The sequence below is a fragment of the Acidobacteriota bacterium genome, assembly GCA_020845575.1.
Classification (GTDB): Bacteria; Acidobacteriota; Vicinamibacteria; order Vicinamibacterales; family Vicinamibacteraceae; genus Luteitalea.
The window spans coordinates 104,950-121,403 of the sequence record JADLFL010000012.1 but is presented as its reverse complement, the minus strand read 5'-3'; the positions used below and the strand labels follow the sequence as shown (position 1 = coordinate 121,403).

13 protein-coding genes are annotated in these 16,454 nt (G+C 69.4%); 3 read left to right on the top strand and 10 right to left on the bottom strand.

The features are described from left to right. Positions 1-35: 35 nt before the first annotated feature. Positions 36-1,370 carry an amidase gene (locus IT182_02790; GenBank protein MCC6162254.1) on the top strand — a complete coding sequence of 445 codons (1,335 nt, stop codon included), beginning with the start codon at positions 36-38 and terminating at the stop codon, positions 1,368-1,370. After that, on the top strand, positions 1,370-2,398 hold the full coding sequence (locus IT182_02785) for an alpha/beta hydrolase family protein (protein MCC6162253.1): 1,029 nt from the start codon (positions 1,370-1,372) through the stop codon (positions 2,396-2,398). Before IT182_02790 ends, IT182_02785 begins: the two co-directional genes overlap by 1 nt. A 75-nt stretch (positions 2,399-2,473) precedes the next feature. Here IT182_02785 and IT182_02780 read toward each other — a convergent pair whose 3' ends face one another. The 7 genes from IT182_02780 to IT182_02750 form a co-directional block, all read right to left on the bottom strand. Next, the gene (locus IT182_02780) at positions 2,474-2,677 is read right to left on the bottom strand and encodes a hypothetical protein (GenBank protein MCC6162252.1); all 204 of its coding nucleotides are present in this window, start codon (positions 2,675-2,677) and stop codon (positions 2,474-2,476) included. 105 nt (positions 2,678-2,782) lie between these two features. Further along, positions 2,783-4,150, bottom strand: a complete 1,368-nt coding sequence (locus IT182_02775) for an insulinase family protein (GenBank protein ID MCC6162251.1) — start codon at positions 4,148-4,150, stop codon at positions 2,783-2,785. After that, positions 4,147-5,451, bottom strand: coding sequence for an insulinase family protein (locus IT182_02770; protein ID MCC6162250.1), 1,305 nt, complete (start codon positions 5,449-5,451; stop codon positions 4,147-4,149). Before IT182_02770 ends, IT182_02775 begins: the two co-directional genes overlap by 4 nt. A gap of 9 nt (positions 5,452-5,460) precedes the next feature. Beyond that, positions 5,461-6,534: an Mrp/NBP35 family ATP-binding protein gene (locus IT182_02765; protein MCC6162249.1), complete on the bottom strand. Its 1,074-nt coding sequence runs from the start codon at positions 6,532-6,534 to the stop codon at positions 5,461-5,463. Between the two features lie 154 nt (positions 6,535-6,688). Further along, on the bottom strand, positions 6,689-7,066 hold the full coding sequence (locus IT182_02760) for a DUF4870 domain-containing protein (GenBank protein ID MCC6162248.1): 378 nt from the start codon (positions 7,064-7,066) through the stop codon (positions 6,689-6,691). Between the two features lie 68 nt (positions 7,067-7,134). After that, positions 7,135-7,518: a hypothetical protein gene (locus IT182_02755; GenBank protein MCC6162247.1), complete on the bottom strand. Its 384-nt coding sequence runs from the start codon at positions 7,516-7,518 to the stop codon at positions 7,135-7,137. Then, positions 7,515-8,063, bottom strand: a complete 549-nt coding sequence (locus IT182_02750; GenBank protein ID MCC6162246.1) for a hypothetical protein — start codon at positions 8,061-8,063, stop codon at positions 7,515-7,517. Before IT182_02750 ends, IT182_02755 begins: the two co-directional genes overlap by 4 nt. 120 nt (positions 8,064-8,183) lie before the next feature. On the opposite strand from IT182_02750, the gene IT182_02745 reads away from it, so the two are divergent. Then, positions 8,184-8,366, top strand: coding sequence for a hypothetical protein (locus IT182_02745; GenBank protein MCC6162245.1), 183 nt, complete (start codon positions 8,184-8,186; stop codon positions 8,364-8,366). A gap of 52 nt (positions 8,367-8,418) precedes the next feature. Here the strand turns inward: IT182_02745 and IT182_02740 are convergent, their stop codons facing one another. The 3 genes from IT182_02740 to IT182_02730 are packed head-to-tail and all read right to left on the bottom strand — an operon-like array spanning position 8,419 to position 16,275. Next, positions 8,419-11,796, bottom strand: a complete 3,378-nt coding sequence (locus IT182_02740; protein MCC6162244.1) for a UvrD-helicase domain-containing protein — start codon at positions 11,794-11,796, stop codon at positions 8,419-8,421. After that, the gene (locus IT182_02735) at positions 11,789-14,818 is read right to left on the bottom strand and encodes a PD-(D/E)XK nuclease family protein (protein MCC6162243.1); all 3,030 of its coding nucleotides are present in this window, start codon (positions 14,816-14,818) and stop codon (positions 11,789-11,791) included. Before IT182_02735 ends, IT182_02740 begins: the two co-directional genes overlap by 8 nt. Before the next feature lie 2 nt (positions 14,819-14,820). Beyond that, positions 14,821-16,275, bottom strand: a complete 1,455-nt coding sequence (locus IT182_02730) for a hypothetical protein (GenBank protein MCC6162242.1) — start codon at positions 16,273-16,275, stop codon at positions 14,821-14,823. Positions 16,276-16,454 lie beyond the last annotated feature (179 nt).

The window sequence follows — 16,454 nt, the reverse complement described above, 5'->3', positions numbered from 1 at the left end:
GCCACACGGCGAGGTCGTTGGGGTATCGTGGTTCGATGGCCCTGGCGACGACAGCACGCGACATGCGAGAGGGTCGCGTGCGCGCACGTGACCTCGTCGAACGATGCCTCGAGCGTATCGAACAGTGGCAGCCGGTCACCAACGCGTTCACGTTCGTCGACCCTGCCGGGGCGCGTCGAGACGCCGACGCCGCCGACTCGGCATTGCGTGCCGGCCACGATCGCGGTGTCCTGCACGGCGTACCGATCTCGCTGAAGGACCTCCTCGACCAGCAGGGGTGTGTCACCACGGCCGGATCGCAATCCATGACGGCCGTCGCCACGACGGATGCGCCGGCGGTGGCGTATCTGCGTGAGCACGGACCCGTGCTCCTCGGGCGTACCAACATGCACGAGTTCGCGCTGGGCACGACCAGCGAGGACTCGGGATTCGGTCCGGTACGACACCCGCGTGATGCAGCGCATTCGGCGGGCGGGTCGAGCGGCGGCGCGGCGGTGGCGGTAGCCACGGGCATGAGTCACGCGGCCATCGGTTCCGACACGGGGGGCTCGATCCGCATCCCGTCTGCCGCGTGCGGTCTCGTCGGCCTGAAGCCCGCGTGGAGTGAGGTGTCGCTGACAGGCGTCGTACCGCTCAGCCCGACGCTGGATTGCGTGGGTCCACTTGCCACGAGCGTCGAGGACGCGTGGCTGATGCTCCAGGCCATCCGATCGCGCGCGATCCCCCCCTGCCCGCCGCCGCGCGACGTGCGAGGCCTCGCCATCGGCGTCCTCCGCACGGTCGGCTGGCAGGCTGTCGATGCAGCCATCGGCGGTCGCATCGATGCGGCACTCGACGCCCTGCACGCGGCAGGCGCTTCTCGTACCGACATGTCCCTGGTCACCGCCCCACTCGTCGCGCCCGCATACGGCACGATCGTGATTCGAGAGGCGCTCGATTTTCACACGCCCCGACTCGCCGAGCACGGCGCGGCCTACACCCCGGCCGTTCGCCATCGCCTGTCGACAGCGGAGCGGCCATCCGACGATACGTATGCGGAGGCGCTCGACGTCCGTCGCCGCATCGAAGAGGAGGTATCGGCGTTGCTGACACGCGTCGACGTCCTCGCCCTTCCCGGCATGGCGATCACCCCGCCGCGACTCGGGCAGACGCACGTCACGTGGCCGGACCGCGACGATGAACCAACGCGCGTGGCGATGCTGCGCCTCACGCAACCGTTCAACATGTCCCGGCACCCGGCCATCGTGCTGCCGGTGGGGACCACGCCGGATGGGTGGCCCGCCAGCCTGCAACTGGTCGGCCGCGACACGGCATCGCTCGTGGCCGCGGCACGCGGCGTCGAAGCCTTGCTGACGCAGGATCGCGCGTGATGCTGCGCTGGACCTTCGATCGGTGGGAGCGGTCTCTCCATAACCGCACGACCACGCGTATCGTTCGCGAGTTCGACTGGGGTCGTGACTGGGCGCGTGACCTCCCGCACGCGCCGGAGACGCCTCACGCGAGCGCCACGGCGGAGGCGCTGGAACGGTATGCGGCGTGGGCTGTTGCGCACAGCGAGCAGTTCTTCGCGAGCACCGATGCCGACCCGGTCGACTGCACCATCGACGCGCAGGGCCACCTGCGCTTCCCGAGCGAAGTCGTCACGCCGCACGCCGAGAACAACATCGTCCATGCGCGGTTGTACAAGGCACGCGAGGATCGCGGGCGCGCGGTGGTGGTGCTGCCGCAGTGGAACGCGGACGCGGACGGGCACGTGGGCCTGTGCCGCCTGTTCAACAGGGCGGGCCTGACGGCGCTGCGTCTGAGCAAGCCGTATCACGACTGGCGCATGCCCCCCGAACTGCTGCGCGCCGACTACATCGTCAGCAGCAACGTGGGACGGACGCTTCAGGTGTGCCGGCAGGCCGTGCTCGACGCCAGGCGTGCGGTGGGCTGGCTGCACGCGCAGGGGTATTCGTCGATCGGCATCTGCGGCACGAGCCTCGGGTCGTGCCTGTCCATGCTGACGGCGGCGCACGAACCGCGGATCAAGGCGGCGGCGCTCAATCACGTCTCGCCGCACTTTGCTGACGTCGTGTGGGAAGGGTTGTCCACACAGCACGTGCGCCAGGGACTCGACGGTCATGTGGACCTCGACACGCTGCGCCGCATCTGGGCCCCGATCAGCCCGCAGCCCTACATGGATCGCATGCGGCACCTGAAGACGCTGCTGGTGTACGCGCGGTACGACACCACGTTTCCGTTGCGGCTGTCCAAGGCATTCGTCAAGGAGTTCCGCGACCGCGGGATTCCGCACCAGGTCGCGGTCCTGCCGTGCGGCCACTACAGCACGGGCAAGACGCCGTTCAAGTACCTCGATGGCTACTGGCTGACGCGCTTCCTGATGCGCGCGCTGTGAATCGTCGAACGGGCTGAAGCCCGCTCGCTCCATCGAAACACGGTGCAGGGGCGACGCATGCGTCGCCCCTGCACACTAGAGGTAATCCAGCAGTCCGCGGACGGCGTTCGCGAGGACGCCGGCGAGCGCCGACATCAGCGGAGACACGTCGCCCCGGGCCACGGCGTCGGCCACCGTCACCGGTTCGGTGAGCAGCAGCCACAGCGTGGCCACGGCGAGCGTCGTCGCAATGGCGAGCACGACGCCCGCGAGACTGAGTGTGGTCCTCGCGAGACTCATCGGGGCGATCCTTCCACGACGAGGGGTGAGACGGCCCCCGGTCCGACCGGGTTCATTGATGACGCACGGATCCTAACGCGTCTGACCGCACGCGCATCGGCCCCGTCAGACGCCCGCCAGTACCTCGTCGGATGACAGCGACTCCGGCTGGTCGAGTCCGACGGCGTCGAGACCCGCGCGGGCCGTCGTCGGTTCCCCGACCACCACGGCCCGCATCTGCCCGCTCTCCAGCCATCGACGAGCCAGGGCCGTGACGTCGGCGGTCGTCACTGCTGAAACGCTCTCGGAGAAGCGATCGAACGTGTCGGCGGGCAGGTCGTACAACGCCAACTGGGCGGCGGCCCTGGCAATCTGCTCGGCCGTCTCGAATCCCCGCGCGTATCCACGCGTCAGCGCATCGCGGGCCGATGCCAGTTCCTCGTCGGTCACCGGACGGCTGCCACCGAGAGCGTCGAGCTCATCGAGGACGTCGCGCACCGACGCGGCCGTCGCCTCCGACTGGATGCTGGCCTGCACGGAGAACGGCCCGGCCAACCGAAGGAACTGGAACGAGGAACGCGCCCCGTAGGTCACGCCCTTCTCCTCCCGCAGGCGCATGTTGATGCGACTCACGAACGCGCCGCCGAGCAGCATGTTCGTGACGACGGCGGCGTGATACTCGGCCGTCTTCCGCGGCAGTGCCACGCGGCCGATCCGGATCTCCGACTGCGCGGCGCCCTCGCGCGGCACGAACGCCAGTCGCGTGCCAGACGCCGGCAGCGGTACGGCCGGATCGGGTTGCGACACGCGCGGCCGATCCGACACATGCCTCGACACCAGGCGTACGGCCTCCTCGTGACCGATGTCTCCGATGACGACGACCGTGGCGGGCGTGGTAGCAAGCCGATCGTGGTACGCGCGCACCTGATCGGGCGTGAACGCCGCGAGCGACGCCTCGGTTCCGATGCCCGGACGGCCGTATGGATGCGTACCGTACAGCTTGCGCATGAACAGCAGGTCGGCCAGTGCCGACGCGGAGTGGCGAAGCTGACGCAGGCGGTTCAGCCGCAATCCCTGCACGCGTGCGACATCAGCCGCCGCGAGGCGGGGTCGTTCCGCCATGTCCACGAAGAGCTCGACGGCACGCTCGCGGTGCTTCGACAACGCGAGCATCGAGATCACCGTGGCGTCGTGACCGATGTCGGTGTCGAGCTGCCCCCCGATGCCCGCCAGCTCGTCGTGCAGCTCCGCCATCGTCAGCGCCGCGGTACCCTCGTCGAGCAGGTCGGCCGTGAGCGCGGCGAGACCTGCCGCGTCGTCGCGATCGGCAGACGTGCCCGCGTGCCAGAGCCACAGCATGGAGACGAGCGGCAGTTCGCGGCGCTCGACGGTGGCAAGCCTGACGCCGGGCGTCAGTTCGCTGTACGTCAGCGGCGGGAACGTGATCCCGGGGGGCGGTGCTGGAATGGGAAGGAGCCGGCGATCGACGCTCACGCGACCACCGCCGACGTGGCGTCGGTGAGCCCGGCTGACGCCAGCCCGGCTGGCACGACGCCGAGTGCGACGAACGGCTGCGAGAGCCAGCGACACGCCGCATCCCGCACGCCGGCGGGCGTCACACGCCCGTAGCGCGCGAGGTCTTCGGTCACGAACCCGGGATCCTTGCGATAGATGTTGTAGGCGTTCAACTGATCGGATTTGCCGGAGAAACCGCCGATGGTCTGCAGGCGGTAGATGAAGTGCGCCTCGGCCTGGACCTGGCTCCGGCGGAGTTCCGCGTCGGTGACACGCGTCGTGCGCACCTGGTCGAGACACGCGTGGATGGCGGCCGACAACTGGTCGAGCGAGACGCCTGGTGCCGCTGTCGCGACGACCTGGAACATGCCCGTCAACTCGCGAGAGTACTGCATGGCCGCCGCCTCCGTCGCGATCTGCTGCTCCACGACGAGCGCGCGATAGAGGCGGCTGGTCTTGCCACCGCCGAGGATGTCCGCGAGCAGGTCGCATTCGGCATCGCCGTCGGCGAACAACGCCGGCGCGTGCCACGCCAGATACAGACGCGGGAGTTCGACGCGATCCTCGAGTTGCAGCCGCACGCCGGACGTCAATGTCGGCACGCCCGCCGCGACAGCCGGTACGGCGGGCCCGGCCGGGATGTCGCCGAAGTAGCGCTCCGCCTGCGCGAACGCCTGCGCCGCCGTGATGTTGCCTGCCAGCACGAGCGAGGCGTTGCCCGGGTGGTAGTACGCACGGAAGAACGCGTGGACATCGTCGAGGGACGCGGCGCGCAGGTCCTCCGGGTAGCCGATGGTCGGCCAGCTGTACGGATGGTCCCTGTCGTAGAGCGCCTCGGCCAGCGCGATGCTGGCCATACCGTACGGCCGGTTCTCGTAGTTCTGCCGACGCTCGTTGAGCACCACGTCGCGCTGGTTGTCGAACTTGGCCTGCGTGAGCGCGGGCAGCAGGTGCCCCATGCGATCCGACTCGAGCCACAGCGCGAGGTCGAGCGCGCCGTCGGGTACCACTTCCCAGTAGTTGGTGCGATCCGAGCTGGTCGACCCGTTGAGCGACGCCCCGGCACGCTGCAGCGGCGCGAAGAACCCGTGGTCGTGGTGCGCGGATCCTTCGAACATCAGGTGCTCGAACAGGTGCGCGAACCCGGTCCGCCCGCGCCGTTCGTTCTTCGAGCCGACGTGATACCAGAGATTGACGGCCACGATCGGCAGATCGTGATCCTCGTGCACGATGACATCGAGACCGTTGTCGAGCGTGCGCCGCGTGTATGGAATCTGCATCGGGCGGGCTCAGGACACCGGAGTGAGCGGGATGGTGCGGAACGCCTGGACCGACGCCTGTGCCGCGACCTGCTCGGCCACGGTGCCAATCGCCGCGGCGACGACGTGGTCCGGCGCGCTCAGGACGATGGGGACGCCCACGTCGCCCGCATACCGGATCGGCTCCGCGATCGGGACGGCTCCGAGGAATGGCACCTGGAGTTCCTCGGCCAGTCGCTCACCGCCGCCACGTCCGAACAGGTCCGTCTCGTGCCGGCACGACGGGCAGGTGAAATAGCTCATGTTCTCGATGAGGCCGAGCACGGGGATGTTGAGCTTCCGGTACATCTGGATGGCTCGCCGCGAATCGGCCACAGACACCGTCTGCGGCGTGGTGACGACAACGGCACCGGAGACGGCCGTGTGCTGGCTCAGGCTGAGCGCCACGTCGCCCGTGCCCGGCGGCATGTCGACGATCAGGTAGTCGAGCTCCGGCCACGCCACGTCCTGGAGGAATTGCCTGAGGACGCCGTGCAGCATCGGTCCTCGCCAGATCACGGGATCCGAATCCCCGGCGAGAAATCCCATCGACACCGTCCAGATGCCGTGCTTCTCGATCGGGATGATCCGCTGGCCGTCGGTCTCGAGCGGTGCGTGCACGCCGAGCATGATCGGGACGTTCGGGCCGTAGATGTCGGCGTCGAGCAGGCCGACGCGGCCGCCGCGCTGCGCCAGTGCCAGCGCCAGGTTGACCGCCATCGTCGTCTTGCCGACGCCGCCCTTCCCTGCGCCGACCGCGATGATGTTCTTCACGCCCGGGAGCGCCTGACGCTGTCCCGTGGGCACGCTGCTCGTTCGGACGCTCGACGTCATCTCGATGTCCACGGCCGTCACGCCGGGCAGCGCCGCGACGGCATCGTGCGCCTGCGATTTCAACAGGTCCTTGACCGGGCAGGCAGGCGTGGTGAGTTCGATGGCGAACGACACACGCCCGTCGTCGGCGACGGCAACGCGCTTGACGAAATCGAGCGCCACGATGTCGCGGCGGAGGTCGGGATCCTGAACCACACGAAGCGCGTCGAGGATCTGGGCGGGGGTCGGCACGTTCACCCCTCGATTCTACCGGCGTTCGGCGGGCGTGGGTCGCGAGACGCGCGTACGGCGCGAAAACACGACGGGCGCGACAGCCAGTGACCGTCGCGCCCGGAACGATGTCGGTCGGACAGGCTGACGCCCGTGCGCGACATGGGCTACCGCGTCAGAGGTTCGCGCTCTGCTGCTCGGCGATGTCGCCGATGTAGGGCATCTTCCACTGCTGTCCCTGGAACGCCTTGATGACCGCGATGATCCACAGAGCGAACCCACCGAACATCACCGCGAGGTTCACAAACAGCAGCAGGATGTTGATGATGAACCCGAACGGGAGACGACTCGCCACGAGGCCGACCATCGTCAGGCCGAACCAGAGCACGATCCAGGCCAGACACAGTAACAGCGATTGCACCGCGTGGAACTTGACGAACCGGCTGCCCTTCTCGATGACGAGGAAGACGATCGCGACGATCGGGATATAGGCGAGGGCGCCCGCGATGTTCGCGTCAAGGCCCGTGGATGACTTGTCGGCAACGACATTCATTCGTGCTGCGCTCCTTGTCCCCCATGCACCGTGTCTCGAGAGGGACGGGGGAATCATACTCTTCAACGTCAGGAATGGGGACGTTCGAACAGGCGCTTGCCTGCCTCCTGGAGCAGAACCCAGAACGCATACAGCGACAACGCGGTCCCGAACGGGATCACGAACACGTTGATGATCGCGACGATGAGCGCCGCCGGCCGCGCCCACGGCTGGTGCAGCGGCAGCGCCCACCCGACGCCGATCTGCACGCTACCCCACACCAGCGCCGTCGCCGCGCACGCGAAAAAGATGGCCGCCGCCAGACTGGCCGCCACCTCCGGCCCCTTCTGCATCGCCAGGCTGACGGCACCGATACCGAGCAACAGCAGGGAGATGGAGGCGAGGACCGCAAGCCATCCGGCGACCACGTAGAGCCGGCCGAGCAGCTGCACGTGGAGGAGGATGCGGGTCAACGGACGGTCAGCCGCACGTCGAGGTTGACGCGGGGGCCGTACGGCAGCGCCAGGCGATAGCGCAACGTGGTGCCATCGACGGAGTTGGCGGGCACGCGCACGACGACGTAGCGCGCGGCACGTGCGGTCCCCGCGCCGGCACACGTGCCGCACGGTTCGTCCCACACCTCGCCGCGCCCGCCGCAGCTCTCGCACACCGATGGCACCTGCAGACACAGGGGCACACGCGCGCTGCGCCTCGCGTCGCGCGACGACAGCGTGATGGGAACGGCAACGGGAACGGGTGCGTCGGTATCGGCGAAGTCGCGCCGCACGCGATCGAGCGCGTGGCGGCCCGACGGGAAGTCGAAGGCGACTTCATCCCGCAGGAGCCTCTCGGCCGGACGTTCGGGTTCGAGGGCCCGTACCAGGTGCAGCGACGCGACGGGCGCACGCGGCGGCACGTAGGGCAGCGCGTGCGCGATCACCGCCCATCCGGGCACGGCCCGTGCCCGCCCGGATCGTGACGATCCCGAGATCTCCGCGATGCGGTAGTAGTCGTGCATGTGAAGTGCGGTGCCGCGCGGCACAGCGTAGTGTGGAGAGCGCCTTCACCGGTTGTCAAGGCGTGGTCCCGCGTGCCGATTGACGGGAGGGAGACACGTGTCGTGACCCAGGAATGCCCGATGTGCGGAGACTCGATGCGCCTCGAGCCCGTCGAACAGATCAATCGCATCGCCGGTACGATGCAAACGTCGATGCGCCACATCCTCGAGTGGCGCTGCCCCGACTGCGACTACTTCGAAGAAGTCGAAGGCGAACTGGAGAACCTCTCGCCGGAGCTCCAGGCGTGGATCGACAGGGAGTGACCCGAGGGCTCGCGCACCGCCTGCGGCCCCGGCATCGCGGCATTCGGCATTTCTAGATCGGGAGCGTCTGTGCCGTCATCGGCGCTGGCTCTCGCGTCGCATACACGAGATGCCCGCGCACGCCGGTGCCGGGGTATATCGTACGCACGGCGTCGACGTACAGGTCGAGCTGGCGCTGATGCGACGGTCGCCGCTGTCCGGTCTTGAACTCCAGGACCAGCAGCCCCTCTTCCACAGGCACCAGGCAGTCCACGGTTCCGCGCACCACGCGCACGACATCGCCATCGTCGATCCGGTACGCGATCGCGAACTCGAAGCGCGCTCGCGGCGACGCCAGTGCCAGTCGCAGCCAGTCCTCACGCCACACGTTCTGAACGAGAGCGACGACGTCGCGTGCGAACGCCTCGACGTCGCCAACAGCCATCTGTTCGTCCGCCCCGAGATCGGCCCTGATGCGCGCGAGCAGCATCGACACGTGATCGTGCGCGTCAGCGTGCGCGAGCAGCCGATGCACCGCACGTCCCGTGACCAGATCGGCGTCGAGGACAGGTCTCGCGCTTCCGCAATGCGGCTGTCCGGTGCCCGGTGCCCGATGCCCGGTGTCGGGCGACGAGGCCCCGTCGCGTGCCGCCAACTCCGTGACGCGCGTGCGAGGGGTGCCGCCACCGCTTGCACGCGGCTGCAGGGATGCGGGGACCTCATCGGACACCGGCACCGGCACGTCTCGTGGTTCCACGCTGGCGACCACCGCACCACCATCGGGACACACGCGCATGCGGTGAAGGTGCGCCCCGCCGGCCCACGTGACGTCCTCGGCACCCGCGAGGGCCATCGAGAACGATTCGAGCAACGACGGCGGGCACACGCTCGCAAGGCTGCCCGGACCAGCGACGATGCGGCCGCGCTTCTGTGCTGGCGCACTCAGATACAGCCGCTCGCGCGCGCGCGTCACCGCCACGTACATGAGTCGCTTGCTCTCCTCCCTGGCGCGCACCTGCTCGGCTGCCGTGGCTCCGGGCTCGTAGCGCGCCACGCCCACGATCGGATCCTCGCCGCTGTCGCCGGCCAACACGCGCAGGGGCGGCGGAAAACCACCGGTGCCGCGCGTCATGTTGACGAGGAAGACGATCGGGAACTCGAGTCCCTTGGACGCGTGTACGGTCATCAGTGTGACGGCACCGACCGCGTCGACGGCCGCGTTGGACTCATCGCCTGCCGACAGACGATCGATGTGCGCTGCGATTCGCGCCATCGTGGCGTAGCCGCGGTTCTGGATACGGCGCACCAGCCCCCGGAACTTCTTGACGTTCTCGCGCGCCTGCGCCTGCCTGTGGCCGCGAAGCGTCACGGCATGCGCCGACGCCGACAGCACGTGGTCCAGCACGTCTACCGGCGGCAAGCGATCGACGAGAGCGACCCATTGCGGCCATGCCGCACGCACCTTCGCCAGCGCCAGACGATCGTCTTCCGAGAATTCGCCCTCGTCTGCGCCTGGCGCCCACACACGCGCCGCGAGTTCGGGAGCCAATCGCCTCAACGCGTCATCGGAAAGCCCGACGAAACCGGAGCGCAGGAAGGCCGCAGCACGCAGGTTCGATTCGGGCGCCGCCAATGCCCGCACCAGCGCCACGAGATCCTTGATCTCGTCTGAATCGTAGAAACCGAGCCCCTTGTACACGTAGCTGGGGATCGCACGTGCGGACAGCGCCTTCTCGAATTCGCGGTGACTCTCACGCGATCGGAAGAGCACGGCGATGTCGCCTGGACGGACTCGCCGTGGCGCGTCGGCACCACGTTCCGTGATCGTGCCCTCGTCGAGCAGGCGCACGATCTCCGCCGCGACCCCCGAGGCGCACGCGTCAACGTCCTCGCCGACGAGCAGGCCGAGCCGTGGTTCCGGCTCGCGTCCGACAACGTGTCCGGCTGGCAGGGGGAACCTGTCGTCCTCCTCGTACCGGAACGCCACGGCGGCGGGCGCGCGGGATGTCACCATGCCCGCGGCGAGGTCGTTGGCGAACGCGAGCAGGTCCGGATGCGAACGGAAACTCTGCGAGATCGCCTGGCGCGGCGCGCTGTCGGCGGCGAGGCCCTGGACGAACGCCACCGCCTCGTCGAGGAGACCGACGTCCGCGTCACGGAAGCCGTAGATCGACTGCTTGCGATCGCCGACGAGGAACAGCGATGGTGGCAGCGGTCCCTCGTGCCCCAGGCCGACACCATCGCCCCATGCGTGCACGAGCGACGCCACGAGTTGCCACTGCAGCCGGCTCGTGTCCTGGAACTCGTCGACGAGTACGTGCTGATAACGGGCTTCGAGGCGGAAGCGGCTGCGCGAGAACTCGTCCATCTGGCCGAGCAGTTGCACCGCGCGATGGAGCACCTCGGAGAAATCGAGCGCATCGTGCAGCATCAGCGTCTGCAGGTAGCGTCTGTGCGCGAGCCGGAACACACGCCGGATCGCGCGCGCCAGGAGCACGTTGAGCGACGCCTCGAATCCTCGACGCGTGGCGATGACCGCCTGCGCCACGGCCTCCAGCCCATCGCGATGCACCTCGTACGCAGACGATGACGCGAACGTCGGTCTGGCACTGGCGGGCTTGCGGCGCGCCGCGCCTGTCTGCGTCAGCACCCAGCGCGAGAAGCCATCGAGCGCGGCACGGACATCGGCCGGCGTCATGGGCACTCGCTCGGATGGCGCGATGAGCCGCTCGATGTCGATCCGCGTCAACGTCCAGTGGGCGACGTCCTGCGGTCCGGACGCCATCCACGCCTGGAGTCCGCCAGGCACCGCTGGCAGCGCGGCACGGAGTGCGTCGCGCGCGCCTTCGGCCGCCGATGCTTCGGAGCGGACGTGCCGTGCCTGCCGACCGAGATAGTGCCGCAATGCGGCCGGCGCCACGAACCGGCGCGCGAGCAGCGCGCGCAGGCCTTCCGCCAGTCGCGGCAGCGCCATCTGCGCGAGCACGAGCCGAATGCCCTCGTCGTACGGCGCGCGTTCGCGGCACTCGCGCAGCGTCCGATCGAGCGACGTCTCCACGAGGCGGGCCACTTCCGTCTCGTCGGCCAGGGAGAAGCCAGGGTCGAGCCCCGCTTCGAGCGGGAACTCGCGGAGCAGCGAGAAGCAGAACGCGTCGATGGTGGAGACGGCGATCTCGTCGGCGCGATCGCGCAACGTCTGCCACACACCCGGATGCGACCGTTGCAGTTCGGCGACGATCCGCTCACGCATCTCGGCGGCGGCCTTGCGCGTGAACGTGATCGCCAGCACGTGCCGCGGGTCGACACCTGCCGTGAGCAGTGCGAGATACCGCTCGACCAGCACCCGCGTCTTTCCCGTGCCTGCCGATGCCTCGAGCACCACGTGATGCAGCGGATCGGTGGCATAGGATCGCGCCGCCTGATCGACGGGCGTCGTGGCGATCTCACTCATCGCCGACGTAGTCCTTCCGGCACACGCCCGGGTACTCGCAGAACTGGCAGCGGAACGGATTCTGCGGCTTCACGGGAAACGCGCCCGACTCGATGGCGTCGACGGCCTCCACGAACGCCCGTGCCTGCCCGTCGGCATCGTCGCTCGTGCGAACCGACTCGATCCAGGGCACCTCTTCGCGGAACGCCACGAAGCCGCTCGGTGCGATCGTCACGGTGCGGCCCGCTGCCGCTTCCTGCTGGACGAGTGCGTGTGCATACACCCCCGGTTGCAGCGCCTGCGTCGGACGACGGCCCGTCTTGTAGTCCACGACGCGAATGGCATGTCCGTCAGTCCAGTCGACGCGATCCACGCGTCCCCGAACGTGCACCGTCCGCGGGCCTTGCGCCGACGGCAGGGTCACGGGCTGATCGATCGGATGCTCGAGCGCGCGCGCGCCAACGTCACCGAAGTGCTCTGCCTCCACGCGCAGCATCTTCTCGATCACGCCGGGCGCCACAGCCGACCCGAGCAGACGCACGCGTTCGACGGCGCGATCGGCAGGTGGCAGATGACGGAGCGCCCGCTCGGCGACCGTCGCGAACACCTCGCGCGCGGCCGGCAGGTCGTCGGGACCGATCGCGGTTCTCCCCTGACGCTGCCATTCCTCGAAGCAGGCACGGAGCACGTCGTGCAGCAGGATGCCCGCGTCGCGCGCGGGCAGGCCCGGCTCGTCTTCCGCCTCGCCTTCGAGCGACAGGACACGGCTGGCGAAGTACTTGAACGGGCACTGCACGTACGTCTCCACCGACGTGACGCCGTAACGATCCCCCGGCAGCGACGCAGTCCTCCCAGGTTCGGGAGGCGCGGGACGAGCGACGCGCCAGCACGCCCAGGCCTGCGCCTCGCCGTCGAGCACAGGCGCACGCGGATACGCCGGCGTCGCGAGCAGCGCATCGTCGGCGGTCACCGGCATGTCGCGCTCGTCGTCGGGGATCGGTACGCAACGCTCGGCGCCGAATGCCAGCAGTTCGTCGAGCAACGACGAGGGACGCACCACCGCGTCCTGATCGAGTTCGGGGACCGATACGCCGACGGCCTGCGCCGGCAGCAACAGGAGATCGGCGAAGCGCGCGCGCAGCGCCGCGGTCCTCGTGCGTTCCTCCGCCCAGCCGAGACGCTCGAGCATGAACGCGGGATAGAAGATCTCGCGAGCCGACGGCTCCGGCCATTCGCCTTCGAGCAGTCCGACGATGCGCGCGTGGTCGAAGGTGCCGAACGGCGCGGCATCGGCGTCGATCACCTGCACGCCGTCGTCTCGGCGCGGCAGCGCGAACGTCCGCTCCTCGATCCAGCGACGGATCAGGATGCACGTGTCGCGCGCCGGCACCGGCGCGGGATCGTGCGCCGCCAGCGCCGCTTCGAGCTGCCCCAGCAACAGGTTCAATGCGGCACGCGTACGCCTGGTGCGGCTCGCCTCCGGCTCATCGTCCTCGGGCAGGCGTTCGGCAGCCTGCCACGTCTCGCGCAGCGCACGCACGTGCGCTGCGCCGGGGCCCGCGCCATCGAACGGGGCCATGCGCGAGAGCCAGCCGCATGCGGCGCGACCGACGTCGCGCGCCACGCGTTCCCCGCGCTGGATGTCGATCTGTCCACGCCCCTGCGACTGCGATGGCGCTGACGTGCCGCCTCGCTCCGCCGGCAATGGCCGATTCAGCAGTTCATCGAGCCGCGCGAGCGTCCCGAGGTATCGATGCCCCGACAGCCATGTGTCGAACGCGGCGATGTCCGCGCCGTCAATCGGCGTCCCATCAGCACGGCGGAGCCGTACATGCGGAGAGCGCAGCAGCGTGACGAGCGCCGCGCGCGTGTACCCCGCGAGCGCCGCGTCCATCAGCAGGTCGAGTCCGGCTGCCCAGGGCTCGGCAGCCAGCGGCAGCGTGCCCGACGACTGGAACGGGATACCGGCGCCGCCCAGTACGGACTGCGCCGCATAGAGGTACGGCAGCGGACGGCGGAAGACGAGCGCACTCGCCGCTGCATCGCGATCGCGACGAACCTTCACGCGACGTGCGTAAGCGAGTACTTCCTCATTTCTGTCGCGGCACGCCAGCCATCGATGTTCCGGCGACGACACCTCCAGCATCGTCACGGTGGGACGCTGACGGGGAATCCTCACGTCCACGGCGTCTGGCCAGAGTCGCCGCAGTCTGCCGAACAGGCCGTTCGCGACACGACGCGTGGCCAGCACGTCGATGCGCCTGGCGGCCGGCGCGCCCGCCAGCAGGCGCAGGTCGACGGGCCAGAGGCCGTTGGCGTCCGCGTGGTGATCGCCAACCGCGATGACCAGGTGCGCGGGTCCCCACGGCCTGTCGCACGCATGGAGCGCCTCGCGCAGCGCGCGGTCGTCGAGCCCGTCGGCAGCGGCGACTTTCGTGGCCAGGCGCGCGAAGGCAGCCTGGAGGAACCGCGACTGTTGCAGGAGGCGCGCGGCGCCGCGATCCGTGTCGGCCTCGTCCTGCAGTTGCGCGATGGCGCTCGCGAGCCACGTGCCGACGTCGTGTCCGAGTCGATCGACGTGATCGTGGAATCGCAGCATCTCCGCGACAAGACCCGGCCGGAGCAGGAACGGCGGCGGTGACACGCGCGCGGCGTCGCGTGCGCTCGCACCCATCAGCACTTCGCGTTCGAGTGGCGGCAGGCGGCGCGCGTCGATGCGGGCAGTGCGATGGCACGCGTCGTACACCTGATCGCGCGTCAGCAGCCGCGGCATCGTCAGGGCGCGGCGCGGCCGCGCATCGACCTCATGCTCCAGCGCGTCCTGGAGCGCACGCGGCGCGGTCCACTCGTCGAGCAGCACGCGTCGCTCCAGCGTGCGATGCCACTGTTCGGCCGCGGCGCTGTTGGGCACGATGACCGTCGGCGCATCGAGGTCGACGGTGGGCGAATCGCCGGACGCGCGAGACGGCAGGCAGAGGACGAGCAGGGCGCGCTGCCAGGCGTCGATGTCCTCGCCCTCCACGAGGCGAACGACAGGAGGCACGATCAGGACCCCGGTGCGGGCGGCGCGGGAGGACGCAGGAGCACCGGCACGTCGGTCCGCAGTTGCTGCAGCAGCATCAGCGCGCCGGCCGCCGCCGCAGACGCATCCCAGGCCTGCTGCATGTCGCCGCTGCGGATGGCCGCACGCCGACCGTCGATCGCACGCGCAGCGAACTGTTGCGTCGACGCCCACACCTGCTGAATCGCGCGGGCCTCGTCGGGCACCGCGACCGTCGCGCTCGCCGACCGCGCCGCCGCGAGCTGACTCTCCGCCTGTGCGAGCAAGGCTGCCTCCGGACCGCTGAGAGCCTTGATGTCCTCGAGAGCACGCGCCAGCGCCTCCTTCGGCGACAGCCAGGGCGAGACGACCGAGGCGTAGGCCTGCAGGGCGACCCGGCGTTCCTGCCAGCGTTCGAGCCGCAGGCGGTGCCGGCGGGCGGCATCGAGACGGACGTCCAGCGTGGCCAGGAGCGAGGCCATCTCCGCAGGGCGCTGTCGTCCCATCGCCGCGTCTCGCTTCACGAGGATGTCTCGCGTACGCAACAGGCCTCTGACATCGGCGGCGGCGAGCAGTCGTGCGGTGCGATCGAGCATCCACGATCCAAGGCGGGCATATCGACTGGTGACGCGCGTCTCGTCCGCGATCTGACGGCGCACCTGTGCGTGCGCGAGAGATGTCCAGTCTTCGCCTGCGGGCGCTTCGGCCAGCAGCGACTCGGCGGCACGCAGGAGCACCATGCGCTCGGCGGCGGCGGACACGCGCGGCGCGAGGGCGAGGGCCTGCGCGACCATGTCGTGCAGCGTGGGCGGCGCCAGCACCGCCGCTGGCGGCGGCGCCGCCGATGCGGCACCGGCGGTGAGCGCGAGCGAGAACGTCTGCTCGCCGGCCGCCGCACGCATGCCCGCGATAAGGTCGTCCACCACCGACAGCGTCTTGGCCACATCGTCGGCGCGATGGCCATGGTGCGCGATCGGCCACTGAGCAAGGTGAGCACGCGCGCGTTCGAGGCGGCTGATTCGCTCGAGAGGATCCTGGAGCAGCGCGATGTCGCGCAGCATCGCCGCGACTTCTTCGGTGAACGCTGCGTAGGCGCGCTCACCGCCCGCACGTTCGAACTGCGCGCGGCGGAGCGTGTCGCGATACGCATCGGTGCGCGTCCAGTCGACGGTGGCCGAGGGGATGGAGACGGTGCGCGCCTGCGGCACGCCGTCCGAACCCACCGCCCCCACCGGGAGCTGCGCCATCACCATGTCGTCCACGCGCGTGAACTCGCCGACGATGCTCACGACCTGTCCGTCGAGGAGGAACAGACGATGCCACGCGAGTGCCGTCGGCACATCGGCAACACCGGCAGCAGACGGCGCCGTGCCGCGACGGGTCTCCTGCGATGCCCATGCCGGCACCGCCAGACCCACCGCAATCACGCACGCCAGGCTCCCCCATCGCCGCGTCGCCACAATCTGTCGATCTTCGCTGCTTCCGCTGTCGGTGTCGAGGCTTCGCGAGCCGTCGCGCCACGGCACCGCGACGCACGGCGAGACGCCCTGTGGAAAACCTGCGGACGGACGGTGGATTTCGTGTGGACGTGCGTTGGGCGTCGCGCGCAAGTCACTGCAATCACGTCGTTTCGAATGGG

Bases quoted from the DNA above. Each gene is read 5' to 3' on its own strand.
- IT182_02790 (MCC6162254.1), top strand. From the start codon at position 36: ATGGCCCTGGCGACGACAGCACGCGACATGCGAGAGGGTCGCGTGCGC.
- IT182_02785 (MCC6162253.1), top strand. From the start codon at position 1,370: ATGCTGCGCTGGACCTTCGATCGGTGGGAGCGGTCTCTCCATAACCGC.
- IT182_02780 (MCC6162252.1), bottom strand. From the start codon at position 2,677: ATGAGTCTCGCGAGGACCACACTCAGTCTCGCGGGCGTCGTGCTCGCC.
- IT182_02770 (MCC6162250.1), bottom strand. From the start codon at position 5,451: ATGCAGATTCCATACACGCGGCGCACGCTCGACAACGGTCTCGATGTC.
- IT182_02760 (MCC6162248.1), bottom strand. From the start codon at position 7,066: ATGAATGTCGTTGCCGACAAGTCATCCACGGGCCTTGACGCGAACATC.
- IT182_02750 (MCC6162246.1), bottom strand. From the start codon at position 8,063: ATGCACGACTACTACCGCATCGCGGAGATCTCGGGATCGTCACGATCC.
- IT182_02745 (MCC6162245.1), top strand. From the start codon at position 8,184: ATGTGCGGAGACTCGATGCGCCTCGAGCCCGTCGAACAGATCAATCGC.
- IT182_02740 (MCC6162244.1), bottom strand. From the start codon at position 11,796: ATGAGTGAGATCGCCACGACGCCCGTCGATCAGGCGGCGCGATCCTAT.